Source organism: Shinella zoogloeoides (assembly GCF_033705735.1).
GTDB lineage: Bacteria > Pseudomonadota > Alphaproteobacteria > Rhizobiales > Rhizobiaceae > Shinella > Shinella zoogloeoides_A.
Map to the genome: position 1 here is coordinate 185,031 of NZ_CP131132.1, position 26,940 is coordinate 211,970.

Consider the following 26,940-nt stretch of genomic DNA (forward strand, 5'->3'; position numbering starts at 1 on the left):
GAAATATCCCGCCTGTTCAAAAGCATGTCAAGATAATTTGTGGACAGGCTGTTTTGCCCCTGTACGAAATCGACCGTTTCCGTACAGAGGATTGGCCACCAGCGTATGTTGTAAGGAGTAAAACGGTGGCCCGGCGGACCCTTCTCAAGCCTCAGGATCGACAGGAGCTTTTCGACGTTCCAACCGACGAAGACAGCCTGATCCGCCATTATTCCCTATCGCCGGCCGATCGACTTGAAATCGAGATTCGCCGACGCGAGCATAATCGGCTTGGCTTTGCGGTGCAGCTCTGCCTGATGCGCTATCCCGGCCGCGCGCTCATGGCCAACGAAGCACTCCCAAAGGCGATGCTCCACTATGTTGCTGAGCAAATCGGCGCCGACCCTGCTTCATTCGAGTGGTATGCCCGTCGTGAAGAGACGCGCATGAACCACGTCGCGCATCTGCTCGGTTATCTGGAAATGAGGACACCGGCCGCAGATGATCGTCGTGCGGCGTTGCTGGCAGCCATCGAGGCCGCCTCAACAACAGATAAGGGAGCGCCGATCGCAAAAGCGATCATTACCGCGTACCGGGAGCGCCGGGTTCTCCTGCCGGCGGTGAACATGATGGAACGCATGGGCTTGGCAGCGCGTGCCATTGCACGCCGTCGCGCTGAGCGCGCGCTGATCTCGGATCTCGATTCGGAAAAGCTCGAAACCCTAGATGCCCTGTTAGGCGTTGATCCGGCGATCGGACAGACGCGCTATCATTGGCTGCGTTCTGCTCCAGACGCACCGGGAGCGGGGAACCTGGTCGGCTTGACGGAGCGTATCGCCTTCGTGCGCTCGCTGGGGATTGATCCCCGTTTACAGGCTCGCATTCCTTCCGGGAGATGGGACCAGATGATCCGTGAGGGGGAGGCAACGCCAGCCTGGCTTGCCAGTGACTTCAGCGCCAACCGTCGCCGCGCGACAATCGTTGCGCAGGTCATTAAAGTCGGCCAGAAGCTTACCGACGACGCGGTGATGATGTTCATCAAGCTGATGGGCCGGCTGTTCTCTCAGGTCAACAACCGGAAAAAGCAGCGCCACATGAACACCCGCGTGGAAACATCCAAGGCACTGCGACTATTCCTTGATACGATTTTGGCGCTGCAGGCCGCCAATGATGCCGACGAAGACGCGATCGAGATGGTAAATCGGAAAGTCGGTTGGCATAGGCTGCTGCAGATCAAGCCTGGTCTCGAGGCGATGGTGGAAAGCAGCGACGCTTCGCCTTTGGTGCTGGCCGCTGAGCAACATGGGAATATCCGCAAGTTCGCAGGAGCCTTCCTTCAGGCGTTCACGTTCCACTCGCGTCGCCGACACGATCCGCTGCTCGCGGCGATCGCGACTCTGAAAATGCTTTATGTGGAAGGGCGTCGCATCTTGCCGGATCGCGTGCCCGTCGGCCATCTGGGAGCGACCGAGAAAAAGTTGATCTTCGAGGATGGAAAACCGGATCGGCGGCTTTACGAAATCGCGACGCTTACGCATTTGCGAGACCGACTGAATTCGCGAGACGTCTGGGTCGAGGGTAGCCGGTCATTCCGGCCGATAGACGAACATCTCATGCCGAAGCCGGCCTTTGTCGCCCTGAAGGAGGAAAATGAACTCGGCCTCGGTGTCCCGAGCGACGGTGCGGCTTGGCTCGCGGAAGTTCGCCAGATGATGGATGTCAACCTCAAACGGTTGGCTTGGCGAGCCCGTTTCGGGAAGCTCGATGGCGTCAGAATGGAAGACGGCACACTGATCGTGACGCCACATGCAAGCGACGTTCCCGCCGCGGCGGAAGCTCTCAACGCCGAAATCACGGAAATGTATCCGCTGGTCGAGGTGCCGGACCTTCTCAGGGAAGTGCATGAATGGACCGGATTTGCCGACCAGTTTACCCATGTCCGGACGGGAGATGCGCCGCAAAACATCGCCGCTATGCTGGCCGGCGTTTTGGCGGATGGCACCAATCTCGGCCCGAAGCGTATGGCGGGAGCCTCCAAGGGTATCAGCGCCCACCAGATCGGCTGGATGCGCAGCTTCCACGCCCGCTCGGAAACCTATCGGGCCGCGCAGGCGTGCGTCACCGATGCCCACACGCGGCATCCGCATTCGCAAATTTGGGGCGACGGAACGACCGCGTCGTCTGATGGGCAATTCTTCCGCGCCAGCGACAGGGCCGCCAAGCGCAGTGACATCAACCTGCATTATGGCAGCGAACCGGGATCGAAATTTTACAGCGGGCTTTCTGACCAATACGGCTATTACAGCATCCTGCCGATCAGCCCGACCGAGAGCGAGGCCGTCTATGTGCTCGATGGCCTATTCGACCACGACACGATCCTCGACATCGAGGAACTGTTCACCGACACCGGCGGTGTCAGCGATCAGCTCTTCGGGCTTTTCCCCATCGTCAACAGGCGCTTCTCGCCTCGCATGCGTAATCTCAAGGACCGGAAATTCCATACGTTTGAGAAAGCGGATGCCTATCCGGAGCTGGCTAAACACATTGGTGTGCCGATCAATTCCGATCTCATCCTGGAGCATTGGGACGAGTTCTTGCGTCTTGGCGTATCGATCACGACACGAACCGTTGCACCATCGACCATCCTGAAGTGGTGCTCATCGTCAAAGTCCAGTGATCTCGCCAAAGCCTTGCGCGAGCTCGGCCGTATTGAGCGTACCTTGTTCATGATCGAATGGTATTCAAACCCGGCCTTGCGCCGGCGCTGCCAGGCCGGGCTCAACAAGGGCGAAGCCGCCCACAAGCTCAAACGCGCTGTCTTCTTCCACGAGCGCGGCGAAATACGGGATCGATCCTTTGACAGCCAGGCGTTCCGTGCTTCGGGGCTAAACCTCGTGGTCAGCGCCATCGTTCATTGGAACACCGTCTATCTCAGTCGCGCGACGGCACACTTGCGCCAGCGGGGTCGGCATATTCCCGACGAGCTGCTGAGGCACATCTCACCGCTCAGCTGGGAGCACATAAATCTCACCGGCATCTATTCCTGGGACACCGAACAACAGTTGCCCGAAGGCTTCAGGCCCCTGCGGCTTCCCGGCCGAATCCTCCGAGCGGCGTGACGTTCACCGTTCGTTCGACCTTAGCGCAGGATTTTGAACAGATCTTGTTCCGACCCCTGCAAGCGGATGCAGAGCCCGGTTCTCATGCCGAGAGCTGATTTGGGCGATAGGGCAACAGCGGCTCTTGCCGTTCTGTAGCTGATGTTCCCGCCATTGGCCTAAGTTCGCATCGGTACTTGTTGCGAACCCTTATCAATCGACAGGGGGACGATAGGAATGCGCTATGTTCAGGTCTACTTAATTTTCCTGTAGTAACTCTTTAGCAAAACTGTTTCGTTATCACGACTATCAGACTCCAGGGATATCTGCCGCGCTCTGCAGCCCGGCATTTGCCATCGGCAGGCGATAATGTGTGCCGATCCTGCCGTTTACCTCTTTGATGAACGCTTGCACTGCAGGGCTGCGCTTCTCCCCTTTGCGGAAAGCCAGCGAGATCTTGCGGCGAATCTCCGGCTCGAGTTTGCAGACCCAGACATCTTCCAGGTCATAGCTCGCCCGCAGGCCGGGCAAGATCGATATTGCATAACCGTCGCGTATAAGTGCGATCGTCACCTCGAACCCCTTGCACCGTGCAACGATGTTCGGCGTAAAACCAGCCTCCTGACACGCATCGGTAATCATGCGGTTATAGGCGGAAGAGGCCGTATCGAGCGCCCAACGCTCGTCGCGCAGTTGGTGCAACATAACGGTCGGCTGCTCTGCCAGGGCGTGGGTCTGCGAGACCATCACGTTGAAGACATCCTCCATCAGAGGGATTGTCTCGATATTGGGGTCGATGGCGCCCGCAGGAACGTTCAGATCGTCGATGATCGCAATATCCGTTTGCCAGCTGCGAAGCGCCGCCAGGCTTTCTGCGGGTTCCAGTTCATCGAACTGCACCGTGAGGTGTGGATGTGCACGGTGGAGTTCATGAATAGCGCCAGCCACCACGGCCGATGCGACCGATGGGAACGCCGCCACACGTAGCTCACCGGCAATCACCTTCTTCAGTTCCGCAATGTCGGCGCGCGCCGATTCCAGCTCGATAAGAATGCGCTCTGCACGCTCCACGAGCTGTTTGCCGGCCGGCGTAAGCTCAACACCCCGGCCACGACGCTCAATAAGCGCGATGCCCACCTCCTGTTCGAGCAAAGCGATTTGTTGCGAAACCGCCGACGGCGAGACGTAGAGCGCCTCGGCGACTGCCGCCATGGTCTTGCGGATCGAAAGTTCGCGCAGGGCGCGCAGGCGGGCAAGATCCATAATCTCCTCCTCAAGCTGACAACAAATGATTAGCAAATCAGAACGTACATGCAAATATTATTAACTTTTTCTGGATCGAAGCCGTCGCTAGCCTTTCTCCAAGCCCTCATACCCTTCCGCGGAGACAGGTCATGACCGAACAGACAAACGCCCACTTCAATTCGCCGGTGCACGAATTCGACCCGATCGTCGCTCAGGCGCTCGAGAACGAACGCGCCCGCCAGCAGAACCAGATCGAGCTGATCGCCTCGGAAAACATCGTCAGCCGCGCCGTTCTCGACGCACTCGGCCACGAGATGACCAACAAGACGCTCGAAGGCTATCCTGGCAACCGTTTCCATGGCGGCGGCCAGTTCGTTGATGTCGTCGAGCAGGCGGCCATCGACCGCGCCAAGGAACTCTTCGGCTGTGCCTATGCCAACGTCCAGCCGCATTCCGGCACGCAGGCAAACCTTGCCGTCTTCTTCCTGCTGATGAAGCCGGGCGAAAAGGTCCTGTCGCTCGACCTCGCCGCCGGCGGCCACCTGTCTCACGGCATGAAGGGCAACCTTTCGGGCCGCTGGTTCGAGGCGCACAACTACAATGTCAACTCGCAGAACGAAGTCATCGACTACGACGAGATGGAGCGCATCGCGGAAGAGGTTCGCCCGAAGCTCCTGATCACCGGCGGCTCGGCCTATCCGCGTGAACTCGACTTCGAGCGCATGGCGAAGATCGCAAAGAAGGTCGGCGCCTATTTCATGGTCGACATGGCGCATATCGCCGGGCTGGTCGCCGGCGGGGCCCATCCCTCCCCCTTCCCGCATGCGGATATCGTCACCTGCACGACCACGAAGACGCTTCGCGGCCCGCGCGGCGGCCTCATCCTCACCAACAACGAGGAATGGTTCAAGAAGCTGCAGGCCGCCGTCTTCCCCGGCGTGCAGGGCTCGCTGCACAGCAACGTGCTTGCAGCCAAGGCGATCTGCCTCGGCGAGGCGCTGCGCGACGATTTCAAGACCTATGCGCATCAGGTGAAGGCGAATGCCAGGGTGCTGGCCGAAACGCTGGCGGACCGCGGCGTGCGCATCGTTTCGGGCGGCACGGACACGCATATCGTCCTGCTCGATCTCTCCAGCAAGGGCCTTAACGGCAAGCAGGTCGAAGACGTGCTCGCCCGCGCCAACATCACCTCGAACAAGAACCCGATCCCGGGCGACAGCCCGCGTCCCGCCGAATGGGTCGGCATGCGTCTCGGCACGTCGGCGGCGACGACGCGCGGCCTGAAGGAAGCCGAATTCAAGGCGCTGGGCAACGCCATCGCCGACCTCATAGAGGCGGAAGCGGCCGGCAAGGCGGATGATGTCGTCGAAGGCGCGAAGGCGACGGTGGCCAAGCTGACGGCGACCTTCCCGGTCTACGCGCACTAGGCGAAGACTTCCCACGAAGCGAAGGCGCACCCTCCTGCATAGTGCGCCTTCCAGGCCCCTAAGCGGGCATCGAGTGACGCAAAAGGGGAATATCATGGGAATGGATAGAATCACGGACGGCGCGATCATCGACGGCAAGAAGTTCGCGGCCGGCTTGCTCGAAAACGTCGCCAAGGACGTTGCCCGGCTGAAAGAGGCGACCGGCACCGTGCCGGGCCTTGCCGTCGTCCTTGTCGGCGCAGATCCCGCCAGTGCCGTCTATGTGGGCTCGAAGCACCGCCAGACGGTCGCCGCCGGCATGAATTCCTTCAAGCACGAGCTTGCGGCCGACACGACGCAGGACGAGCTGATGGCGCTGATCGACCGGCTGAATGTCGATCCCGCCGTGCACGGCATTCTCGTGCAACTGCCGCTGCCCGTCCATCTCGATGCCAACGCCGTCATCCAAGGCATCAATCCCGACAAAGATGTCGACGGCTTCCATATCTCCAATGCCGGGCGCCTTTCGACCAGCCAGCCGGCATTGGTGCCCTGCACGCCGCTCGGCTGCCTCATGCTGCTGAAGGACCGGCTCGGCGAAAACCTCTCCGGCCTCCATGCCGTGGTGATCGGCAAATCCAACATTGTCGGCAAGCCGATGGCGCAACTGCTGCTTTCGGAAAACTGCACGGTGACCGTCGCCCATTCGCGCACGAGGAACACGCCGGAGCTTTGCCGCACTGCCGATATCCTCGTCGTCGCGGTCGGTCGGCCCGGTCTCGTGCGCGGTGACTGGATCAAGCCTGGGGCGGTGGTCCTCGACGTCGGCATCAACCGCGTGGAGATCGACGGCAAGTCGCGCATCGTCGGCGACGTCGCCTTCGAGGAGGCCCGCCACGCTGGTGCCATCACGCCGGTTCCGGGCGGCGTCGGCCCCATGACCATCGCCTGCCTCCTCGCCAATACGCTCACGGCCTTCCGCCGCCAGCACTCCGTCCATATCGACTGACCGACCCGAAGGGATCGCCAATGTCCGCTCTTCCCAATCGTTACGCCCTGCGCGTCGCCTGCCCCTCCATCCGGGGCGTGACCGCCGCAATCGCGACCTACCTGTCCACCAATGGCTGCAACATTTCCGACAGCGCCCAGTTCGACGACAAGAGCACCGGCCGCTATTTCATGCGCGTCAGCTTCCAGTCCGAGGAAGGCCGCACGCTGGAGCACCTGCGCGAGGGCTTCGCCGAGATCGCGGCGACTTACGAGGCGGAGGAGGAATTCTTCGACGAGACGGCCAAACGCAAGGTGATCCTCATGGTCTCGCGCTTCGGCCATTGCCTCAACGACCTGCTCTACCGCTGGAAGATCGGCGCGCTGCCGATCGACATCGTCGGCGTCGTCTCCAATCATTTCGACTACCAGAAGGTCGTGGTGAATCACGACATCCCCTTCCACCACATCAAGGTGACGAAGGAGAATAAGCCGGAAGCCGAAGCCGAGCAGATGCGCATCGTCGAGGAGACAGGCGCAGAACTCATCGTGCTCGCCCGCTACATGCAGGTTCTCTCCGACGAGATGTGCAGGAAGATGTCCGGCCGCATCATCAACATCCACCACTCTTTCCTGCCGTCCTTCAAGGGTGCGCACCCCTATAAGCAGGCTTTCGAGCGCGGCGTGAAGCTGATCGGCGCGACCTCGCACTATGTGACCGCCGACCTCGACGAAGGCCCGATCATCGAACAGGACATCGTGCGCGTGACACATGCGCAGTCGGCGGACGACTACGTCAGCCTAGGCCGCGATGTCGAAAGCCAGGTGCTCGCCCGTGCCATTCACGCCCATATCCATGGCCGCGTGTTCATCAATGGCAACAAGACCATCGTCTTTCCGCCCTCTCCCGGCTCTTTCGTATCCGAACGGATGGGTTGAACACTCGTGTCGGGTCTCGGCAGAATCTCGGGTAAACCATGAAAGTTATCGTTCTCGGCGCCGGCATCATCGGCGTCACCTCCGCCTACCAGCTTGCCAAAGCGGGGCATGAGGTCACGGTCGTCGATCGCCAGCCCGGCCCGGCGCTGGAAACGAGCTTCGCCAATGCCGGCGAGGTCTCCTTCGGCTATTGCTCGCCCTGGGCCGCGCCTGGCATTCCCGTGAAGGCGATGAAATGGCTGTTCATGCAGCACGCGCCGCTGATCCTGCGGCCCAAGGTCGACATGGCGATGCTGTCCTGGATGACGCAGATGCTGCGCAACTGCACCTCCGCCCGCTATGCGCTCAACAAAAGCCGCATGCTGCGCCTTGCCGATTACAGCCGCATTTCGCTGGCGGCGCTGCGCGAAGAGACGGGTATTGCCTATGACGAGCGCATGCAGGGGACGCTGCAACTTTTCCGCACCGAGGCTCAGCTCGATGCCTCCGCCAAGGACGTCAAGGCGCTCGCCGCCGACGGCATTCCCTACGAAGTGCTCGATCCCGAGGGCTGCATCCGCGTCGAACCCGCACTGAAGCACGTGCGCGAGAAGATTGGCGGCGGCCTCCTGACGCCGAAGGACGAGACGGGCGACTGCTTCAAATTCTCCAATGTGCTGGCCACAAAGGCCGCGGCGCTCGGCGTCACCTTTAGATTCGGTAGCATCATCCGCGGCCTGGATGTGGAAGGCGGCCGCATCCGCGGCGTCGTCACCGCCCATGGCACGCTCGATGCCGATGCCGTTGTCGTCGCGCTCGGCAGCTTCTCGCCGCTCCTGGTACGCCCGCACGGCATTCGCCTGCCGGTCTATCCGGTCAAAGGCTATTCGCTGACCATCCCAATCACCGACGCCTCGCGCGCACCGGAATCCACCGTGATGGACGAGACATACAAGATCGCCATCACGCGCCTCGGCGACCGCATCCGCGTCGGCGGCATGGCGGAAATCTCCGGCTACACCAACGATCTCGGCGAGCGCCGCCGCCTGACCCTGCAGCACTCCGTCACCGACCTCTTCCCGGGTGGTGATGTGTCGAAGGCAAGCTTCTGGTCGGGCCTTCGACCGATGACGCCGGATGGCACGCCAGTCATCGGCCCGACCAAGGTCACCGGCCTCTTCCTCAACACTGGCCACGGCACGCTCGGCTGGACCATGAGCTCGGGCTCCGCCCGCGTCGTCGCCGACCTCGTCTCCGGCAAGGCGCCCGAGATCGACGCCAGGGACCTTGCAGTCGCGCGATACGCCTGACCCAATCAACCGGGATATGCACAGCCTCCCCTCCCCAGACAGGATCACAACATGGCTATCCAACTACCCGACAATCCATCCCGAGCCGATTTGCTTGCAGCCCGCCCGACGCTCTGGATCAACCCGAACTATAAGGACAATGCGATTGGGGACGCCTCGCTTCCCGTACGGCCGTCGGATATAGACGAGGCACATGCTAACTGGCGGAGGCTGGCTTCCCTACTCGAGGCCTGTTTTCCTGAACTGAAACCTGCAAAGGGCGAAATCCGCTCCGATCTTGTCCTGCTGGACGAGATGCGTGACGCACTCGGCTATGACAGCGCTGATTTCGGCACCATCTTTGTGAAGGCAGACAACGCCCTTCCCGTTGCCGGCTCGATCAAGGCACGCGGCGGCGTCTACGAGGTCTTCCTCCTCGCCGAACAACTCGCGATACGGGAAGGTCTCCTGCAGGACGGAGAGGACATCCGCCGCCTCGCCGAAGCCGACGCGAGAGCGTTCTTCTCGCGCCACACCATCGCTGTCGGCAGCACCGGCAATCTCGGACTCAGTGTCGGGGTTGCTGCTCGCGCCCTCGGTTTTAGCGCGACGGTTCACATGTCCTCCGACGCCAAGCCCTGGAAGGTGGAGCGGCTGCAACGGCTCGGGGTAGAGGTTATCAAGCACTCGGCCGACTATACGACAGCCGTCGAAAATGCCCGTATCGTCGCGGAGCGCGATCCGACGATCTATTTCGTCGACGATGAGCAATCCAGGCACCTTTTCCTCGGCTACAGCGTCGCGGCGCTAGAGCTTGCCGAGCAGCTACAGGCCAATGGCGTCAAGGTCGATGCTGAGCATCCCCTGTTTCTCTACCTGCCGTGCGGAATCGGCGGCGCGCCGGGCGGCGTAGCATACGGCGCCAAGACGGTCTTCGGAGACAATGTGCATTGCTTCTTCGTGGAGCCGGTTCAATCGCCTTGTGCCCTCGTTCATCTCCTGAGCGGCTCCGAGGAGCTTGTCTCCGTGTATGATGTCGGCCTCACAAACCGGACGGAGGCGGATGGCATGGCAGTCGCCCGCATGTCTGCCTTCGTCGCCGCCGTCATGCGGGAGATGTTGGCAGGCGTGTTCACCGTCGACGACGCCTCACTGTTCAAGTGGCTTTTGAAAGCGCACGAGAGCCAGAACCTACGCCTCGAACCGTCCGCCGCTGCAGGCTTCGCCGGTCCGGATTTCATTGTCCGGCATGCTCAGGGTAAAGAGTTCTGTAGGCGGCGGCGGGTTGATGAGCACCTCGCCCGAGCAACACATGTCGTTTGGACGACCGGCGGGTCCTTTGTGCCGGAGGAGCAGTTTCAGGAATTCCTTCGCATCGCGAAAGACCTGGGACACGCGAGCCCATAAAAGCGTTGTAGGCAGAGCCCGGCACCGCGCGGGGCTCTGCTTCTGGGTCACGGTTCTCTCCGCACGGCAAGGCTGCTAGTTCAATCAGTCAGTTGCTGTCGGGAAGGTTGGTAGCGGCTAAAGCCGCAGGACTATTGGAATATCACAACTCCAAATTTAGCGCCTTGATGAGATTCGAACCGCGGGCCACCTCGGCCGGCAAGCCGACGCGGAAGAGAATCAAGTAGTTGCCCGAGCTGGACATATCGGCATCTTGCCTCCGGTACGCTAATCGCATACCATGGACGTGAAGAGAAAAAGGCTTTTACGATGACGACGGTTGAAAAGATTACCATTGCATTGACGCCTGAGATGGCGGGATTTGTGCGAAGCGCGGTCGATGCTGGCGAATATGCGTCGACTAGCGAAGCCATCCGCGACGCCGTGCGTGAGTGGAAGGAAAGACGGGATTTGCTTGGTTATACAGTCGAGGATCTGCGAGCGCTTGTTCATGAAGGCATCGACAGCGGTCCGAGTTCGCGGTCTACGATGGCAGAGGTGAAAGCTGCCGCGCGCCGTCGCTTTGAATCTTCACAACGCGAAAGCTAAATGTGCTTTCTATTGTCCGCACGGATCGTGCCGATGAGGACCTGATCGAAATATGGTCCTACATTGCCGTTGAAAACATAGTCGCAGCTGATCGAGTTCTCGATGCAATTGAGGCGCGCTGGCAGCATCTCGCACGACATCCGTACTCGGGAATGGCGCGCGACGACATTGCCCCGGGTATTCGGCATCTGGTCTCAGGCGAGTATCTAACTCTTTACCGGCTCACTGGCAGCGCAGTCGAAATCATCCGCGTGCTGCACGGGCGCCGGAAGATTTCCTCCCAAGTCGTTGTTTAAGGGATCGCTTGTCAGCGTGGCTACGAGCACGAAATCATCCAAGCGACATCGCACGCGTGGCATAACGCCTATTTTATGGAACTGTGAGGGGGAGCCTCGATTAAGCAGCCACGGCAACTAACTCTGTTCATCAGTATTGCTTAGCTCAAATGCCTCAAGAATTGCCGCCTGCACCGACTTATCCTGTGTGACCACAGCAGCTGTCAGTTTCAACAGGCGTTGGCGCGCCTGGTGGAGCTGATCGACCAAGGAGACTACGATCGGGAGAGAATCTGCGTTGACCTCCAAATCATAATGCAGGGTGCAGATCAGCCGGATACGTGCGTATTCCATCTCCGAAAACACCAAATCTCCGCCATCTTCCTGGGGCGAGATCAATGCCTCCCGGATCCACGCGTCGAGATCGTTTCGCTGAAGATCACTTATCTGCTCGACAATTTCATCAACGCGCATCATTTCAGCATCTCCTTGCGGGGCTCATCCACGTTCTTCGGCTGCCAACTCTCCAGAAATTTTGCCAACTCGGGCTCCTCGCCAGCAGGCAGTACGACTTTCAGGGTGATGAGCTGATGTCCGCGATTGCCGGATTTGCGGTCGAGAACTCCCTTGTCACGCAGTCGCAGCGTCTGACCGGTGTTTGCGCCTTTCGGAATCTTCATCGAGACCGGGCCATTGATCGTCGGCACGGTGATTCGTGCGCCAAGTGTCGCTTCTTTTAGCGTGACGGGTACGTCTACATGGATATTGTCATCCTTGCGATGGAAGAACGGGTGCGGTTCGATATGCAATTCAACAAAGGCGTCACCTGCCGGCCCGCCGCCAAAGCCGGGCATGCCTTGGCCTTTCAGCCGTAACATCTGCCGGTCGGCTGCGCCCTCCGGGATCGACACACTCAGCGTCTTTCCTTCGGGCAATGTGATGGTGCGAACGGCGCCATTGACCGCGTTCATGAAGCTAACTGGCAGTACATAACTCACATCCTGTCCTCGCGCCCGGAATGTGCCCTGTGCCCGCTGCGCGCCCCCGCCAAAAGCGCGCGCCAGGAAATCCTCCAGATCATCATTGCTGGCAAAGCCATCCTGCGCTGCGTGGGAGCCGCGGTGTGATCCATCGGCGAAATCGCGGTAGTAGCGCTGCTGGGCTTTTTCCGCACCACTGGCATCTATCTCGCCTGCATCGAACCGCCGACGCTTGTCCTTGTCCTTGAGCAGGTCGTTTGCCGCCGAGATCGCCTTGAATCTATCCTCAGCCGTCTTGTCGTCCGGATGCAGATCAGGGTGAAACTTGCGTGCTAGTTTCTTAAACGCGTCCCTGATTTCCTTGTCGGTCGCAGTACGAGCTACACCGAGTGTCTCATAAGGGTCATTCATGCAGTGATCCCACCTCATCCGCCTCTTGAAATCATTCAGCATGGTTTGGGGCGCGAAAGACACGCCACTCACTCATGCTTCTACAACCGTGATCCGGCGCCCTCTGCACCTTCGAGCCGCACCAGTACGGTCACGAATTATCTGCCGCGAATGCTGGAAGTGCTGGAAGCTATCTCGAATGTTGTCCGCTCCGGTGGATAACCATTGACCTGGCTGTCATCACCCGCAATTTTTCATCGGTCCCGACCGAATTCCGATTCGTACCTCGATGGATCGAGCCGTCAACAGGGGATTCTATCCTAGATCTACTTTCAGCCTAACCAACAGAGGTTCGGCACCCACACACCGGAATTGCCAATGACGAGGCGATGAATGCTCTAGCGAAGTTGGAGCGAACGCGCGCAAGCCTGACAAAACGGCGTGTGCGGGACGACATCAATCCGTTCATCACTTATCGCGCGGCCGCACTTGACGCATAAACCGAAGGCGCCCTCTTTCATCCGATCAAGGGCGGCTTCTATGGCAAAAGCTCCTTTTGCCCGGTCTTTGCCAGCTCCTCTAGCACCTCGTCGTTGTTGCGTTCTACGGCACGATCATCGTCGTCTCGGTTCCGAGGCTGTTAAAAATCATCCTCAATCTTTGCCAGACGCGTTTGCAGCTGCTGCTGTTGGTGGACGAGGATTTGCCTATACTTCGCTTCGCGCTGCTCCAGATGCTTGGAGGAATATCTCGCCATGGTGGCCGCTCGAACTTTGATGCTAGAAGATCGAATTTACATGTCGTCGGGCGCCACTGACATTGATCATGATCAAAAGGGTGGATCAGTACAGTGTATCTTCCGGCGCGGCGGGAATCGCGAAATAATCCTGAAGCGCAGTGACCATCGATCGCGATGAGCGGCTTTCGCCTTCGCCACCTGGCAAAACCGCCATTGATGACGACGGCACGGCAGGTAGTTGGCGTTAGTCGCGCGCGATGGCCCTCCATAGGCAATGACGTCGCCACCCCATGAACCGAGAGACGCCGCGGTTCAGGAAGAACTCACTCTCGAAGATAGCGCCGGAACTGGCTAAGCGAGAAGACGAACAGCGCCACTCCGATGATGAGCATCGCCAGGAGCTGCGGCCAAACCACATCGAGTCCTGCCCCCCGAAAGAGAACGGACTGCGCTAACATGACAAAATGCGTGTTGGGTGCAGCAAGCATGATGAACTGGATGACCTCCGGCATGCTTTCGCGAGGGGTGACGCCGCCAGATAGCAGTTGCAACGGCATCAGCACCATCATCAGCAATAGTCCGAATTGCGGCATTGAGCCGGCTATGGTGGCAAGGAAGATGCCGAGGCAGGTCATGGCGAAGATGTCGAGCGCGGCGCCGGCCAGGAATAGGATTATCGAGCCGTTGACCGGCACGGCAAGCAAACCTTCAACCACAAACACAAGGGAAAAAGTGGCGGCCGTCAGAACCACAAGGCTCATCGCCAGGACCTTGCTCATCATGATCTCGAACGCGGTCACCGGCATGACCAGGAGGTGCTCGATGGTGCCGTGCTCTCGCTCGCGGATGAGCGCAGCACCAGTCAGCACGATCGACAGCATGGTGATCGAGGTGATGACGTCGCTGATCGCGCCGAACCATCCCTTGTTGAGCTCGGGGTTGAACCGGGCGCGCAGATCAAGGGCGACCGGCAGGACGGTTTGCGCACGATGGCCGGCTAGGAATTCGCCGACCTCGCCAGAGACGATCGACTGCACATATCCCCCGCCGGTGAAGGCTTGCGACATGCGTGTCGCATCTATGTTGAGCTGGAGGGTCGGCGCGCGGCCGGCGAGGAGATCGCGCTGAAAATTCGGCGGAATGTCGAGAGCGAACGTGTCGAGGCCGGCATCCATGCGGCTGTCCATTTCCTCAATTGAAATGAGCGACGGCGCCAGGAAATATGGCGGATAGAAGGCGCTGGCGATACGCGTCGACACGGCCGAGCGGTCCTCGTCAACGATGGCGATCGGCGCCCGGTTGAGCGTTTCCGGCATCGCCTTGGAGGCCGTGTAGATCGCAGCCGTGAAAGCGTAGACAATCAGCACCAGAAGCACCGGATCGCGCAAAAGGCCGCGCAGTTCCTTTATGCCGAGATGGAGGATGTTCGCCGCCCGCATCAGCGTGCCTGCTTTCTAAGAGTCGGTCCGGAAAGTTATTCAGTTTGAACAGAGCCTTCTCAGCATGAGGCGAATGGATGCCAATTTGAGGAAGGCGAGTGCGTTGCGTGACATGTTTTCGAAGTCCTTGGCCAGCCTGCGGCAACGTCCCAGCCACGCGAAGGTCCTCTCAACCACCCAACGTCTCGGCAAGACCTCGAAGCCTTTGGCAGTATCGGAGCGCTTGACGATTTCGGTCGCAAGGCCCGGCATGGCCTTCTTCTGCCCCTTGGCAAAGACAGGTCCCTGATAGCCGCCATCGGCGAACAGCCTTTTCAGGAACGGGTACCTCCCAAACAGCGTCTTCAAGACCAGCACGCCACCGTCACGATCCTGGATGTCGGCCGGGTGAACCAGGGCATGAAGCAGCAGCCCTACCGTATCGACGAGGATGTGGCGCTTCTTGCCCTTGATCTTCTTGCCCGCATCATACCCGCTCGGGTCGATGCAGATCCCCCTTTTTCGGCGCTTTTAACGCTCTGGCTATCGATGATGCAGGCGGTGGGACTGGCCTCACGATCCATCGCCTCGCGGCATTTCACATAGAGTTCATCGTGAAGACGGCCGAGTGTGCCGTCCCAGTTCCAAAGGTCGAAATAGTCGAACAACGTGCTCTTGGCCGGCAGGTCTTTCGGAACGGCGCGCCACTGGCAGCCCGTGCTCAGCACATACAGCAGGCCGTTGACGACCTCGCGAACATTGACCTCACGTCGGCGCCCGCCACGCTTGGCTGGAGGGATCAACGGCTCCACCAGAGCCCATTCCGCATCCGTCAGATCACTCGGATAGCGCAATCCATCGCGCTTGTATTTTCCACGGTTCGCTGTCGTCCACATCGCTGCCTTGCCCGAAAAGAATCATCTCAAAGCCAGGGAATCATAACCGACTCAGATTACGCAACTTCTTTCCGGACCGACACTGATGCCTGGCGGCGACCTCTCATAGTCGAGCAGATCATGGCCGCGCCGCCGGCAAGGGCGGTCTACCTGACGCCTTCCCACCAGTTCCCCACCGGCACGACGCTGGCGCTCGAGCGCCGTCTTGCCCTGATCGAATGGGCGGCCCGGCATCAGGCCTGGATCATGGAGGACGATTACGACAGCGAATTCCATTATGCCGGCAAGCCGACGGCCTGCGTGCAGGGTCTCGATCCGCACGACCGGACGATCTATATCGGCACCTTCACCAAGTCGCTGTTTCCGGGTCTGCGGATCGGTTATGTCGTGCTGCCGCCGCAGCTTGTGAAGCCGATGACCGTCGCACGCACATTGCTGGATGGACATACGGCGCCCATGGCGCAATTGACGCTTGCCCGCTTCATGGAAGGCGGGCATTTCGGCGCGCACGTCCGCAGCATGCGCGGCATCTATGCCGAACGCCTCGACGTGCTGGCCGGCCAAGTGGGCAGACACCTGGCGGATTTCATCGAGCCGCGCATTCCGGCCGGCGGCCTGCAGATGCCGTGCGTCCTGACCGCCGATCTATCCGAGCGCGCGGCCATCGATGCCGCGCGACGAGTGGGGATCGACATCCTCGGCCTGTCGGCGCTCCATGCTGCCAACGATCCGCAAGCCGGCTTCCTGATGGGCTTTGCCGCCTACACGCCGGCCGAGATCGAGGTGGCTGTCAGGAGGTTGGCGGAGGCGTTCCGGACGATAACGCGCGAATGACCGGATGGATTGAGTATATCACCGCAATACAACAAGCGTATGGAGACCATTCGATTCCGGCCCGAGCCGCAAAAAGGAAAACATGCTAAAGTCATCGCGCAGGATTTCATGCGACTGGACGCCCTTGAAATCGTCAGTCCCCTTTATCGCGAGCTCGTGGAACTCACACGGCGGCCGGCTTCAATGCCGGCCGGTATAAAAGGAGGAGTTCTGCGGCGGCAGTTGCCGGCCGAGAATGGCGTCGGCGATCTTCTCGCCGATCATGATCGTTGGCGCATTGGTATTGCCCGTCGTCAGCGCCGGCATCAGTGACGCATCGGCGATGCGCAACCCGCTCACGCCGTGTACGCAGCCGTCTTGATCGGTCACAGCCATCTCGTCGTTGCCCATCCGGCAGGTCGCGACGGGGTGGTAAGCGGTTCCGGCATTCTGACGAATCCAGGCAGCAAGATCCTTGTCGGAAGAAATGTCAGCGCTGGGCGTGACCTCCCGTCCGCGAAGCGGATCCCACGACTTCTGGCGGATGATCTCGCGTGTCTTTTTCACACCCTCGATCATCTCGTTGAGATCGGCATCCTCGGTCAAGAAGCCGATCTCGATTTTCGGGGCGGCCTTCGGATCGGCAGAGCGGAGCGAGACGCGACCGCGGCTCTTGGGACGCATGACACTGGTGAAATACTGAAAGCCGTCGAGCACCCTCGCCTCGCCACGATAGAATTCGCCGATCATCGGGAGGAATTCGTGCTCAATGTTCGGATAGGACACCGTGTCATTGCCACGGAAAAATGCTCCGACTTCGAAATAGTTGCTCGCGCCGAGCCCGGCCTTGGTCAACAGCCAGCGCAACCCGACGAAAGGCCGCCCCAATTTCGAGAGCTGTTTTGTCGGCGACACCGACTTGGTTGTCGTATACTGGATAGCCACGGCGACATGGTCCTGGAGATCCCGGCCAACACCGGGTAGATGGACCCTGCACGCGATGTCATGCGCCTTGAGCGTATCGGTATCGCCGATGCCGGAGAGCATCAGTATCTTGGGAGTATCGAACGCACCGGCGCTCAGCACAACTTCCTTTCCGGCCATCGCCTTTTTCACGACACCGCCAATCTCGTATTCGACACCCTGTATTGTGCTGCCATCCATGATCAGCCGCGTCACGGTCGCACCGGTCACGATGGCGAGATTGCGCCGCCCCTCGGCCGGACGCAGATAGGCAACTGCCGTGCTCTCGCGGACGCCGTTGCGAACCGAGGCTTGGGCGCGGTTGACGCCCTCCTGCTGGAAGCCGTTTTGGTCGGTGCTGAGCGGCAGGCCGAAATCCTGCCCTGCAGCAAGAAAGGCCTCGTAGAGCGGGTTTTCGGCACGGCATTGGTGCACATGCAGCGGGCCAGTCGCACCACGGTATTCGTTACCGCCCTTCTCGAAGGTTTCCATCTTCTTGAAGTAAGGCAGGACATGCGCATAGGACCACTTCGGCAATCCCCTCGCCGCCCAACCTTCGTAATCGAGCGGGTTGCCCCGCACGAAAACCATGCCGTTGATAGATGACGAGCCGCCCAGCACCCGGCCGCGATGCTGGTCGCTTATTCGCCCATTCAGTCCGGGCTCGGGCTCGCTCTTGTAGGCCCAGTTGTACTTCGTGCTTTCGAGTGGCAGGCCCAGTGCCGCCGGCATCCGCATGATGATCGAGCCGTCGCGTGGTCCCGCCTCGAGCAGCAGCACGCTGCGCGTGCCGTCCTCGGTCAGGCGGTTGGCGACCACGCAGCCGGCCGACCCCGCGCCGACGACGATATAGTCGTAGTTTGAGTTCTTCCCCATATCCGTCATTGCCTACCTCAATTGCATCCAGATCGTCTTGAACTGGAGATACTGGTCATGCGCCAGCATGGATTTTTCGCGCCCGCCAAAGCCCGACTGCTTGTAACCGCCGAATGGCACGGCCTGATCGCCTTCCGAGAAGCAGTTGACCGAGACCGTTCCGGCGCGGATGGCGCGGGAGACCTTATGGGCGATGTGCAGATTGTTGGTATAGAGCTGCGCGGCCAGACCATATTTCGTGTCGTTCGCGATCGCGACCGCTTCCTCGACGTCATTGAACGTGATGGTCGACAGCACGGGGCCGAAAATTTCCTCCTGGGCAATGGTCATGCTGTTGGCGACGCCATCGAACACGGTCGGCTCGATGAAGTAGCCGCCGGTCTGTTCGAGGATACGGTTGCCACCGAGCGCGACCAACGCGCCCTCGCGCTTGCCGGCCTCGATATAGCCCAACACCCGCTCCATGTGCTTCTGCTCGATCATGGCGCCCATCTTGGTGTCTTCAGCAAAGGGATCGCCAACCTTCCACGTCTTGAAATTCTCGATGACGGCTTCGAGCAGACGGTCCTTCATGCCGGCATGAACCAGCAGCCGAGAGCCTGCACTGCAGTTCTCGCCCTGGGAGAACAGGATGCCAAGAGCGATCTGTTCCACGACAGGACCTAGATCGTCGATATCGTCCATGACGATGACAGGGCTCTTGCCCCCCAGTTCCAGCAGCACGCGCTTGAGATTGGATTCAGCGGCATATTTGAGGAAATAGCCACCCACTTCCGTCGAACCTGTGAAGCTCAGGCAATCGACGTCGCGATGGCGGCCGAGCGCCTGTCCGGATGTCTCGCCATAGCCTGGCAGGACATTTATCACACCATCGGGGATGCCGGCCTCTGCCGCAAGGGCGGCAAGCCTGAGGGCCGTGAGCGGCGTCTGCTCGGCCGGCTTGATCACGATGGAGTTGCCGCCAGCAAGCACCGGACCGATCTTCACCGCGGTAATCGCGAGGGGGAAGTTCCAGGGGATGACAGCGCCGACGACGCCGATGGGCTCGCGAACCACCATCGAGACGATATCGGCGGAGGTGGGCGAAACGGCGTCATAAATCTTGTCTATCGCCTCGGCATGCCAGCGCAGCGTGGCAATCGCGTCCGGCACGTCGGCATTGAGCGCATCGAGGACAGGCTTGCCTGTGTCGAGGCATTCGAGGACGGCGAACTCTTCCTGATGCTTCTCGACCAGATCGGCAAGCCGCAGCAAGGCGACTTTGCGATCGCGCGGAGCGAGATTGCGCCAACTGCCCTTGTTGAAGGCGGAGCGTGCAGCCGCAACGGCGCGATCCACGTCCTCACGGTCGGTTTCGGCGACCGAGGCAACGACCTTGCCGGTGGCCGGGTTGATTGTATCGAAGGACTTGCCGCTGGCGGAATCGACAAAGCGGCCATCGATGAACGCCTTCGTTTCCGGTCTAATGGTTTCGGCCAGCCGGGCGAGCTCTTGAGCGGTGGACGACATGCTTGTTCCTTTCTTCTTGATGATTCAGCGCGGTCAGGTGCCCTTGGCGTCGAGGAAGCGGCGCGCAATGAGGGTGAGCATGATCGATCCGATACCGATGCAGACGAATATGGCATTGACGGAGGGAGTGAAGCCGAACCGCATCTGGTTCCACACCCAGACCGGCAGCGTCGGCTGCGTTCCGGTCAGGAAGAGCGAGACCACCACCTCGTCCACCGACAGCGTGAAACCGAGCAACGCCCCACCGATGATCGAGCCGCGCACGAGTGGCAACACGACATGCCAAACCGTTTTGGCGTAGGACGCGCCGAGATCGGTCGATGCTTCGACCAAGGCAGGATCCAGCCGTCTGAGCCGGCTGAGCACCGTCAGCATGATGACCGGCATGACGAATGTGCAATGCCCGAGCACGACGCGCGGAATACCTGTCGGGATGCGAAGCAACTGGAAAGCAAGCACAAGCGTGATGCCTAGCACTACACCCGGTATGGCGACCGGCAGCGTCAGCAATTGCTCCGAAAGCTTCCCGAAGGAAAGCCTTGCATAGGCGAGCAGGATAGCAAATCCCGTTCCGGCGGCGATCGAGATCAACAGAACCAGAAGCCCGACATAGAGCGACCGGTTCAGCGCCGCAAGCAGCGCTGTGTTGCTCAGTACCTCCTGATACCAGCGGAACGTCATGCCGCTTAGCGGGAACACCTGCACCGTCGCGTCGTTGAAAGAGAATATCGCGATGATTGCGAGTGGCGCATAGAGAAAAAGATAGGGCAGACAGAACAGCGCAAAGGCGAGCCAACGGAATAAAATGTTGCCGGCACTCCTGGCGCCTGCCGGTACTGACAGCATCCCACCCGTCTCGCCGGTCAGGATACCGGGCACGCGCGCTGTCCTGAACATGATGGCGAGAACGACGGCGACCGTCACAAGCAGCATCAATGCGAGCGCCGCGCCATAGGGCCAGTTGCCGACAATGCCGAACTGCGAGGCGATGACCATTCCGAGCATCGTCCCATTCAGTCCGCCGACCATCGACGGCGTGATGTAGTCGCCGACCGCCATGAGGAAGGCGAGCGCCACGCCCACCGAAGTGCCGGGACGCGACAGCGGCCATACGACGGTGAAGAAAGCCCTCAAGCCGCTTGCGCCGCAATCGTTGGCCGCCTCCGTCAGGCTGGGCGGAATGCGGTCGATCGCTGAATATGCAGCGACGAAGATGAAGGGGATTGAGACATATACGAAGGTGAGGAAGACGGCGAAGGAATTGTAGAGCAGCGCCGAACTCGGCTCCGAGATCAGACCCATCCGCAACAGGAAGGCGTTGAGCACGCCGCTCTCGCCGAGGATCACCCGCCAGGCGAAAACACGCATCAGCAGGCTGATCCAGAGCGGGATGACGACCAGCATGACCGACAGGAACCGGCCGCGCTCAAGAATGCGCGCTGCGTAATAGGCCATCGGATAGGCGATCAGCGTAGCAATCGCCGTGGCCAGCAGGGCGGTCGCCACTGTCCGCCAGAGCAGAACCCAGACGCCTGACGATTCCCACGCGCGCGCAAAATTCTGCAGCGTCAGATCGAAATTGGTCACGCCGTTCTTCGAGGTGAGCAGGCTGACGCCGATCAGCAGGATATTCGGCAGGACCACGAGCAGGGCAAGCCAGGCATAAAGCGACATTCGCGCGAGAATGCCGCACAGCACGGCTGGGACAGCGCTCCCAGTGTTCGGGTTTGCGCGCGATGCAAGGGCGACGTCAGTCATCAAGCACCACACAGTCTTCCGGCTTGAAGGACAGCCAAACCGGCTGGCCATGCTCAAGGATTGCACCACGCCGCGCCGGCGCAAAGGCGATGAAATCCTGGTCGCGGCAACGGGCCTTCACCTCGCAAGTATGGCCAAGAAACAGAACGTCGGAGACATGGCCTTTAAGCGCGACACCTTCGGGGCACGGCCGATCGGCGGGAGTTATGGTCAGCGCCTCGAACCGCAGGCCAAGGCTTATCGCGCCGGGTCGGCGGACCGCCGCCATGCCGAAGCTTTCGCCACACACCGAGACCACCGAGGAATCCGCCGAACCCGCCGCCTCTGCGGCGATCAGGTTGGACTTGCCAATGAACTGGGCGACGAAGCGACTGTTGGGCGCATAATAGATCTCGCCTGGACTGTCGAGCTGTTGAATGCTGCCGGCATTGACTATGGCGACGCGGTTCGACATCGACAACGCTTCGCTCTGGTCATGGGTAACATAGATGAAGGTAATGCCGATCTTACGCTGCAGGTCGACCAGCACATGCTGCATCTGCTGCCGCAGATTGAGATCGAGCGCGGACAGCGGCTCGTCGAGCAAAAGCACCCTGGGGCGGCCAACAAAGGCACGGGCCAGAGCCACGCGCTGGCGCTGGCCGCCACTGACTTGATGCGGCAGGCGCTCCGCCATCTTGTCCATCGCCACCATTTCCAGCGCCTCGGCGACACGTCGACTGCGCTCGGCCTTGTCGACCCCTGCCATCCTCAATGGATATTCGACATTCTGCCGCAACGTCATATGCGGGAACAGCGCATAGGACTGGAACACGGTATTGACGTTCCGCCGGTGCGGCGGAACGTCGGTTACATCCTGGCCATCGAGAAAGATGCGGCCGGAATCGGCCTGCTCGAAGCCAGCGATGAGGCGCAGCGCGGTCGTCTTGCCCGAACCGCTGGGCCCGAGGATCGAGAAAAACTCACCTCGCTCGATTGAAAATTCATCGATCTCAAGCGCTGGAGTCGCAGCTCCGGGATAGCGCTTGACGACATTCTCGAACCGGATGATTGCATCGTTACGTGCAGGCATGTCAGTTACCCCACCCGGAAACTAGAGGGTTCCAGCCTTGAAGTCGTTCCACATCTGGACGCGACGATCGACGCTTTCAGGCGCCTTGAAGAAAACCATCTTCTCCCAGAAACTGGGCTGATTCTGATCGATGATGTTGGTCTTGGCGAGGATATCGTCCTTCACACCACCCTGTCTGGCGCCCTCGTCGGTCAGTACGCCGTTGTTGAGTGACAAGGAGATGAAGCGGGACTGCCATTCCAGCGTCAGGTTGTCGTTGAGGAACTGATAGACTTCCGGACGATCGCCATGCGGGGTCAAAACCGCATTGTCGATCCAGGTCGGCGTACCTTCCTTGGGGAAGGTGTACTTGAAGTTCATACCCTTGCGCTGGAGATTAAAGACGATGGAAACGTTATTGCAGTAACCGATGACCGCGTCACCGGCCGCATAGATCGCCGCGGCGTCGTTGAAGCCGCGCGCGATGGTACGGACCTGTGGACGAAGGGCGGCGAGCACTTGGGCGCACCTGGCGAAGTCTTCGTCCGAAAGATTGAAGGGATCCGCAACGCCAGCCTGCAGCGCGATCATCGGGAAGGTGATATAGGCATCATCGAACAGATTGACTTTGCCGGCATGCTTTTCGTCCCAGAGCGCGGCCCAGCTGTCGGTGCCTTCGGTGACGACATCCGCGTTGAACATCAACGGCTGCGTTCCCCAACTATAGGGTACACCATAGAGATCGCCATCGACCGTGTTGCGTTCCTGATATTTGAGGCCGGGCGTTATGTTGACCGCATTGGGGAGCTTGGAAGCGTCAATCGGCACAATGAGGCCAGCTTCCTTGAAGCGCGGAATGGAACCCGACTCGAAATAGAGTACGTCGGCCTGGATCGCGCCCGACTGGGTCTGGGCAAAAATCTCGTCATTGGAGCCGGCACGAACGACATTGACCTTGACGCCGGTCGCCTTGCTCCATTCCGCGATCCATGCGTCCTCGTGATATGTTTCCCAGGTAATGATCGTAATTTCCGATGCTGCACGCGCATCGCGAATGAAGGCGGGCGCTGCGAGCGCTGCCGTTCCTGCCGCAGCCGCCGCCAGAAAGCCACGCCGCCCTATTTTCAAATCCGTAAAATTCTCCATCACTTCCCTCTTTCGGTTCCCTGATTATTGCCGGCGCCATGGAGCGCCGGGCTGAAGGCGAGCTGCCGAGCACGTCTTCAGATCCTGCCTCCGCACGACCTTCGGAAAAGCGGCTCTTGCGTTTCGCTTTCGCATACTACACATCGCCTGCGCAACAGATTTCTGACGAGCTCGTCGAAAATCTCGCGCACAGCGGCGTGCGAACCTCCGGCAGGTCGCGCAACTGAAGTCCGATTGCAGTGGTAGTTTCGAAATGACGGCGATAAGCCCATCCTCCCTCTCCTCCAAAGGCCAGCCCGCGGCAGAGGAAGCCCCAGGACACCGCGTTCTGAGTCTGCAGGAAATCCAAGCCCTGGCCACGCGCATCCTCGTCAGACACGGGCTCACGGAACCGCATGCCGATGCGCTGGCAGACGTCATCACCGCCGCTGAACGTGACGAATGCGCGTCACATGGCACTTATCGCCTCGCCGGGCTGGTGCGGACCATCGCCGCCGGCAAGGTCAATGTTGCTGCCAAGCCGAAAATCCAATCAGATCAATCCGCCATCGTCAGGGTCGATGCCGATATGGGCTTCTCCTCGCTTGCCTTCACGATGGGGATCGACGCCTTGACGGAAAGAGCTCGGAGCCACGGCGTTGCCGCCATGGCGATCAATCGCTGCTTTCATTTCACCGCACTCTGGCCGGAGGTCGAGGCTCTCGCCGAGCGGGGCCTCGTATCGCTCGCCATGACGCCGAGCCACAGTTGGGTCGCGCCAAACGGCGGCCGGACGCCGCTGTTCGGCACCAATCCACTCGCCTTCGGCTGGCCTCGGCCGGGACACCTGCCCTACATCTTCGACTTCGCGACCAGCGTCGTCGCGCGCGGCGAGATCGAACTTCATCGCCAGCGCAATCAGCCGATTCCCTATGGCTGGGCTCTCGATCGGCAGGGAAATCCGACCAACGACCCGATTGAGGCCATGGCCGGCGCGCAGATGACATTCGGCGGCCACAAGGGTTCAGCGCTTTCAACCATGATCGAGCTTCTCGCAGGCCCGCTGGTCGGAGATATGACAAGCCCGCAATCCCAGGCTTTCGATGATGGCGACGGCGGCGCCCCCTGCCATGGTGAACTGATCATCGCACTGTCGCCCGACATGTTCATGGGCACGGAACGCGACAGGCATTTCAAAAGCGCCGAACGGCTGCTTGAGGCGATTCCAGCTCAGGGCGCCCGACTACCCTCGTCACGGCGCTTCGCCGCCAGGGCGCGCACAACGCGCGACGGAGTCCGCATCTCCGGCACCCAATATGACATTCTGATGCAACTGCTTGCGCAAGACGCAGCCGCCAATCTTAAGGAAAGACCATGAAAATCACCGGGGTGGACATCTACAAGTATACCGTCGGCTATGCCCACGGAACATACGTCATGTCTGGAGACCGTGTCGCGGCCACGGAAGACGGCACGGTCATCCGCATCCGCACCGACCAGGGTCTCGAAGGCTGGGGCGAGATCACGACACTCGGCAAGATCTACCTGCCGACCTTTCCAGATGGCATTCGGATCGCGCTGAAGGACCTCTCGGAGGCGCTGATCGGTACAGATCCAACCAATATCGGAATGGTCAACCGCATCATGGCCGGCACGTTGATGGGGCAGGAATTCGCCAAGAGCCCGATCGACATCGCTTGCTGGGATATTCTTGGCAAATCGCTCGGCCGGCCGATCTCGGCGCTGATCGGCGGCGTACTCAACGACCGCTTTCCAATCTACGAGGCAGTGCCGCTGGCCGCGCCTGAATCCATGGGCGAGTTCATTCGCGAACGGCGGGCCGCCGGCATCAATCGCTTCCAGCTCAAGGTCGGCAACAACCCCATGGATGATATTGCGCGGACCCGCGCCAGCGTGGAAGCTGGCGATTCCGAGACGATCATCGTGGCCGATTCCAACGGCGGCTGGTCGCTTGCGTCAGCGAAGCTCGCACTCCAAGGCATGGCCGGCCTCGCAGTCTATGTCGAGCAACCCTGCCGCTCGACGGCCGATTGCATCCTCGCGCATCGTGGATCAGCGCTTCCACTCGTTCTCGACGAGTCGATCGTCAACCACGACGAAATCTATCGCGCCAAGTATGAGGCCAACGCTGTATCGGTGAACCTCAAATTCGGCAAGCTTGGCGGCCTCACTAACACGATCAAAGCCCGCGACCTGCTACAGGAACTGAACATGGCGGTCTCGGTGGAGGACATGTGGGGCGGCGACATCATCACGGCCGCGACCAGCCATGTGGCGGCAACGACCCGGCCGGAATCGCTGCTGATGACTCCGTTCTTCAACGACTGGACGGACGGCCACGTTGCCAGCTATCTTCCACGCTCGTCAAACGGCTTCGGCTCCGCGCCGACCGGTCCCGGTCTCGGTATCGAGGTGGAGGTCGACAAGCTCGAACATCTGTTCACGGTGGGCCGCGCCTGAGAGCGAAAACCGGCCGACGCCGCCTGCGACGTCGGCCCCTTTTACTGTTCACCCACAGTTGCTTCTGTTGCGTCAGTCTGGTCGAGATGGAGAAGCGCCATTAGGCCAACCCGGATACGATCGATATGCATGCGCATGAAATCGGCCGCCTCTGCAAAACGCCGTTCCCGGCAGAGCCTTACGAGTTCCTTGTGTTCGCGGACGGCCCGCGCCCGATCGCCAGTAATGTTGGAGAGCTGAATTCGCGTGTGCCGGTCGCATTCGCCGAGGAGGTTCTGGACTGTACTGGTTATACGTGGGCTCCGCGCATGGGTATAAAGCAGCATGTGGAATTCGGAGTTCAGATCGTTCCAGCGGTCGATATCCAGCTTATCGATCGACGTTTCGTAACGGTCAAGGATTTTATCTAGCTTCTCGAAATCCGCGGGTGCGAGATGCGGCGCCGACCTTTCGAGTAAAAACGGCTCGAAAAGGATGCGCATGTTGAAGAGTTCTTCGACCTCCTCTGCACTTAGCTCTACGACCACGGCGCCGCGATGGGGCTGGATGCGCACGATCCCCTCGCTTTCGAGCAAGAGCAGGGCCTCGCGGATGGGTATGCGACTGATTCCGAATTCCTGCGCCAATTCCTCCTGACGCAACTGACGCCCCGGCGGAAAAACGCCCTCAAGGATCCGGCTTCGGATTTCCTCGGCAGCTGCGGTCGACATCGTCTTGTGCTTCAAGCTCTTGCTAACAGTCGCCACGCG

Annotated in this window: 21 protein-coding genes and 2 pseudogenes; 11 read left to right on the forward strand and 12 right to left on the reverse strand. The window is 60.2% G+C overall.

Going from position 1 to position 26,940, the window contains the following annotated elements; genetic code table 11:
- Nucleotides 1–125: 125 nt before the first annotated feature.
- Nucleotides 126–3,098: a Tn3 family transposase gene (locus ShzoTeo12_RS27300; RefSeq protein WP_130521458.1), complete on the forward strand. Its 2,973-nt coding sequence runs from the start codon at nucleotides 126–128 to the stop codon at nucleotides 3,096–3,098.
- A 288-nt stretch (nucleotides 3,099–3,386) separates the two neighbouring features.
- On the opposite strand, the gene ShzoTeo12_RS27305 is transcribed toward ShzoTeo12_RS27300, so the two are convergent.
- Nucleotides 3,387–4,340, reverse strand: a complete 954-nt coding sequence (locus ShzoTeo12_RS27305) for a LysR family transcriptional regulator (RefSeq protein ID WP_130521259.1) — start codon at nucleotides 4,338–4,340, stop codon at nucleotides 3,387–3,389.
- Between the two features lie 131 nt (nucleotides 4,341–4,471).
- Between ShzoTeo12_RS27305 and glyA the strand changes: the two genes are divergently transcribed.
- The 7 genes from glyA to ShzoTeo12_RS27340 all read left to right on the forward strand — a co-directional run bounded on the left by glyA (nucleotide 4,472) and on the right by ShzoTeo12_RS27340 (nucleotide 11,213).
- Nucleotides 4,472–5,749 carry a serine hydroxymethyltransferase gene (gene glyA, locus ShzoTeo12_RS27310; protein WP_130521257.1) on the forward strand — a complete coding sequence of 426 codons (1,278 nt, stop codon included), beginning with the start codon at nucleotides 4,472–4,474 and terminating at the stop codon, nucleotides 5,747–5,749.
- A 94-nt stretch (nucleotides 5,750–5,843) separates the two neighbouring features.
- Complete coding sequence (gene folD, locus ShzoTeo12_RS27315) at nucleotides 5,844–6,737, forward strand: bifunctional methylenetetrahydrofolate dehydrogenase/methenyltetrahydrofolate cyclohydrolase FolD (RefSeq protein ID WP_130521255.1); 894 nt, start codon at nucleotides 5,844–5,846, stop codon at nucleotides 6,735–6,737.
- Between the two features lie 20 nt (nucleotides 6,738–6,757).
- Nucleotides 6,758–7,654, forward strand: coding sequence for a formyltetrahydrofolate deformylase (purU, locus tag ShzoTeo12_RS27320; protein WP_130521253.1), 897 nt, complete (start codon nucleotides 6,758–6,760; stop codon nucleotides 7,652–7,654).
- 38 nt (nucleotides 7,655–7,692) lie between these two features.
- Complete coding sequence (locus ShzoTeo12_RS27325; RefSeq protein ID WP_130521252.1) at nucleotides 7,693–8,943, forward strand: D-amino acid dehydrogenase; 1,251 nt, start codon at nucleotides 7,693–7,695, stop codon at nucleotides 8,941–8,943.
- A 51-nt stretch (nucleotides 8,944–8,994) separates the two neighbouring features.
- Nucleotides 8,995–10,329, forward strand: a complete 1,335-nt coding sequence (locus ShzoTeo12_RS27330; protein WP_130521250.1) for a D-serine ammonia-lyase — start codon at nucleotides 8,995–8,997, stop codon at nucleotides 10,327–10,329.
- Nucleotides 10,330–10,638: 309 nt separating this feature from the next.
- On the forward strand, nucleotides 10,639–10,917 hold the full coding sequence (locus ShzoTeo12_RS27335) for a type II toxin-antitoxin system ParD family antitoxin (protein ID WP_130521248.1): 279 nt from the start codon (nucleotides 10,639–10,641) through the stop codon (nucleotides 10,915–10,917).
- A gap of 2 nt (nucleotides 10,918–10,919) precedes the next feature.
- A complete protein-coding gene (locus ShzoTeo12_RS27340) occupies nucleotides 10,920–11,213 on the forward strand; it encodes a type II toxin-antitoxin system RelE/ParE family toxin (protein WP_130521246.1) in 294 nt (97 codons plus the stop codon).
- Nucleotides 11,214–11,330: 117 nt separating this feature from the next.
- Here the strand turns inward: ShzoTeo12_RS27340 and ShzoTeo12_RS27345 are convergent, their stop codons facing one another.
- The 5 genes and pseudogenes from ShzoTeo12_RS27345 to ShzoTeo12_RS27365 form a co-directional block, all read right to left on the reverse strand.
- Nucleotides 11,331–11,669 carry a chaperone modulator CbpM gene (locus ShzoTeo12_RS27345; RefSeq protein WP_130521244.1) on the reverse strand — a complete coding sequence of 113 codons (339 nt, stop codon included), beginning with the start codon at nucleotides 11,667–11,669 and terminating at the stop codon, nucleotides 11,331–11,333.
- The gene (locus ShzoTeo12_RS27350; protein WP_130521242.1) at nucleotides 11,666–12,583 is read right to left on the reverse strand and encodes a DnaJ C-terminal domain-containing protein; all 918 of its coding nucleotides are present in this window, start codon (nucleotides 12,581–12,583) and stop codon (nucleotides 11,666–11,668) included. The genes ShzoTeo12_RS27345 and ShzoTeo12_RS27350 overlap by 4 nt, the downstream gene beginning before the upstream one ends.
- Before the next feature lie 377 nt (nucleotides 12,584–12,960).
- A pseudogene (locus ShzoTeo12_RS27355) lies at nucleotides 12,961–13,319 on the reverse strand (TraR/DksA family transcriptional regulator).
- 305 nt (nucleotides 13,320–13,624) lie between these two features.
- Nucleotides 13,625–14,740 (reverse strand): ABC transporter permease, encoded by a 1,116-nt coding sequence (locus tag ShzoTeo12_RS27360; RefSeq protein WP_318914423.1) that lies wholly within the window; start codon nucleotides 14,738–14,740, stop codon nucleotides 13,625–13,627.
- A gap of 39 nt (nucleotides 14,741–14,779) precedes the next feature.
- Nucleotides 14,780–15,615, reverse strand: a protein-coding gene (locus tag ShzoTeo12_RS27365) for an IS5 family transposase (RefSeq protein ID WP_130521628.1) whose coding sequence is annotated in 2 segments (ribosomal slippage) — nucleotides 14,780–15,228 and nucleotides 15,228–15,615 — 837 coding nt in all. Because the reading frame shifts where the segments join, the coding sequence is not laid out codon by codon here.
- Between the two features lie 102 nt (nucleotides 15,616–15,717).
- Between ShzoTeo12_RS27365 and ShzoTeo12_RS27370 the strand changes: the two are divergent.
- A pseudogene (locus ShzoTeo12_RS27370) lies at nucleotides 15,718–16,449 on the forward strand (PLP-dependent aminotransferase family protein); the annotation flags it as partial.
- A gap of 180 nt (nucleotides 16,450–16,629) precedes the next feature.
- Here ShzoTeo12_RS27370 and ShzoTeo12_RS27375 read toward each other — a convergent pair.
- From ShzoTeo12_RS27375 to ShzoTeo12_RS27395, 5 genes are read right to left on the reverse strand one after another with little or no spacing between them, the layout of a single operon-like run.
- The gene (locus ShzoTeo12_RS27375) at nucleotides 16,630–18,276 is read right to left on the reverse strand and encodes a choline dehydrogenase (protein WP_299847703.1); all 1,647 of its coding nucleotides are present in this window, start codon (nucleotides 18,274–18,276) and stop codon (nucleotides 16,630–16,632) included.
- 3 nt (nucleotides 18,277–18,279) lie between these two features.
- Nucleotides 18,280–19,776, reverse strand: coding sequence for an aldehyde dehydrogenase (locus ShzoTeo12_RS27380; protein ID WP_130521235.1), 1,497 nt, complete (start codon nucleotides 19,774–19,776; stop codon nucleotides 18,280–18,282).
- A gap of 33 nt (nucleotides 19,777–19,809) precedes the next feature.
- Complete coding sequence (locus tag ShzoTeo12_RS27385; RefSeq protein WP_130521233.1) at nucleotides 19,810–21,534, reverse strand: ABC transporter permease subunit; 1,725 nt, start codon at nucleotides 21,532–21,534, stop codon at nucleotides 19,810–19,812.
- Entirely contained in the window at nucleotides 21,527–22,606 is a 1,080-nt protein-coding gene (locus tag ShzoTeo12_RS27390) for an ABC transporter ATP-binding protein (protein WP_318914424.1), read from the reverse strand. The genes ShzoTeo12_RS27385 and ShzoTeo12_RS27390 overlap by 8 nt, the downstream gene beginning before the upstream one ends.
- A 21-nt stretch (nucleotides 22,607–22,627) precedes the next feature.
- Complete coding sequence (locus tag ShzoTeo12_RS27395) at nucleotides 22,628–23,731, reverse strand: extracellular solute-binding protein (RefSeq protein WP_130521229.1); 1,104 nt, start codon at nucleotides 23,729–23,731, stop codon at nucleotides 22,628–22,630.
- Between the two features lie 253 nt (nucleotides 23,732–23,984).
- On the opposite strand from ShzoTeo12_RS27395, the gene ShzoTeo12_RS27400 reads away from it, so the two are divergent.
- On the forward strand, nucleotides 23,985–25,088 hold the full coding sequence (locus tag ShzoTeo12_RS27400) for an Ldh family oxidoreductase (protein ID WP_130521227.1): 1,104 nt from the start codon (nucleotides 23,985–23,987) through the stop codon (nucleotides 25,086–25,088).
- The gene (locus tag ShzoTeo12_RS27405) at nucleotides 25,085–26,191 is read left to right on the forward strand and encodes a mandelate racemase/muconate lactonizing enzyme family protein (RefSeq protein ID WP_130521225.1); all 1,107 of its coding nucleotides are present in this window, start codon (nucleotides 25,085–25,087) and stop codon (nucleotides 26,189–26,191) included. Before ShzoTeo12_RS27400 ends, ShzoTeo12_RS27405 begins: the two co-directional genes overlap by 4 nt.
- 41 nt (nucleotides 26,192–26,232) lie before the next feature.
- On the opposite strand, the gene ShzoTeo12_RS27410 is transcribed toward ShzoTeo12_RS27405, so the two are convergent.
- Complete coding sequence (locus tag ShzoTeo12_RS27410) at nucleotides 26,233–26,937, reverse strand: GntR family transcriptional regulator (protein ID WP_130521224.1); 705 nt, start codon at nucleotides 26,935–26,937, stop codon at nucleotides 26,233–26,235.
- Nucleotides 26,938–26,940: the final 3 nt, after the last annotated feature.

Bases quoted from the DNA above. Each gene is read 5' to 3' on its own strand.
- ShzoTeo12_RS27305 (WP_130521259.1), bottom strand. From the start codon at position 4,340: ATGGATCTTGCCCGCCTGCGCGCCCTGCGCGAACTTTCGATCCGCAAG.
- glyA (WP_130521257.1), top strand. From the start codon at position 4,472: ATGACCGAACAGACAAACGCCCACTTCAATTCGCCGGTGCACGAATTC.
- folD (WP_130521255.1), top strand. From the start codon at position 5,844: ATGGGAATGGATAGAATCACGGACGGCGCGATCATCGACGGCAAGAAG.
- purU (WP_130521253.1), top strand. From the start codon at position 6,758: ATGTCCGCTCTTCCCAATCGTTACGCCCTGCGCGTCGCCTGCCCCTCC.
- ShzoTeo12_RS27325 (WP_130521252.1), top strand. From the start codon at position 7,693: ATGAAAGTTATCGTTCTCGGCGCCGGCATCATCGGCGTCACCTCCGCC.
- ShzoTeo12_RS27330 (WP_130521250.1), top strand. From the start codon at position 8,995: ATGGCTATCCAACTACCCGACAATCCATCCCGAGCCGATTTGCTTGCA.
- ShzoTeo12_RS27335 (WP_130521248.1), top strand. From the start codon at position 10,639: ATGACGACGGTTGAAAAGATTACCATTGCATTGACGCCTGAGATGGCG.
- ShzoTeo12_RS27345 (WP_130521244.1), bottom strand. From the start codon at position 11,669: ATGATGCGCGTTGATGAAATTGTCGAGCAGATAAGTGATCTTCAGCGA.
- ShzoTeo12_RS27350 (WP_130521242.1), bottom strand. From the start codon at position 12,583: ATGAATGACCCTTATGAGACACTCGGTGTAGCTCGTACTGCGACCGAC.
- ShzoTeo12_RS27360 (WP_318914423.1), bottom strand. From the start codon at position 14,740: ATGCGGGCGGCGAACATCCTCCATCTCGGCATAAAGGAACTGCGCGGC.
- ShzoTeo12_RS27375 (WP_299847703.1), bottom strand. From the start codon at position 18,276: ATGACGGATATGGGGAAGAACTCAAACTACGACTATATCGTCGTCGGC.
- ShzoTeo12_RS27380 (WP_130521235.1), bottom strand. From the start codon at position 19,776: ATGTCGTCCACCGCTCAAGAGCTCGCCCGGCTGGCCGAAACCATTAGA.
- ShzoTeo12_RS27385 (WP_130521233.1), bottom strand. From the start codon at position 21,534: ATGACTGACGTCGCCCTTGCATCGCGCGCAAACCCGAACACTGGGAGC.
- ShzoTeo12_RS27390 (WP_318914424.1), bottom strand. From the start codon at position 22,606: ATGCCTGCACGTAACGATGCAATCATCCGGTTCGAGAATGTCGTCAAG.
- ShzoTeo12_RS27395 (WP_130521229.1), bottom strand. From the start codon at position 23,731: ATGGAGAATTTTACGGATTTGAAAATAGGGCGGCGTGGCTTTCTGGCG.
- ShzoTeo12_RS27400 (WP_130521227.1), top strand. From the start codon at position 23,985: ATGACGGCGATAAGCCCATCCTCCCTCTCCTCCAAAGGCCAGCCCGCG.
- ShzoTeo12_RS27405 (WP_130521225.1), top strand. From the start codon at position 25,085: ATGAAAATCACCGGGGTGGACATCTACAAGTATACCGTCGGCTATGCC.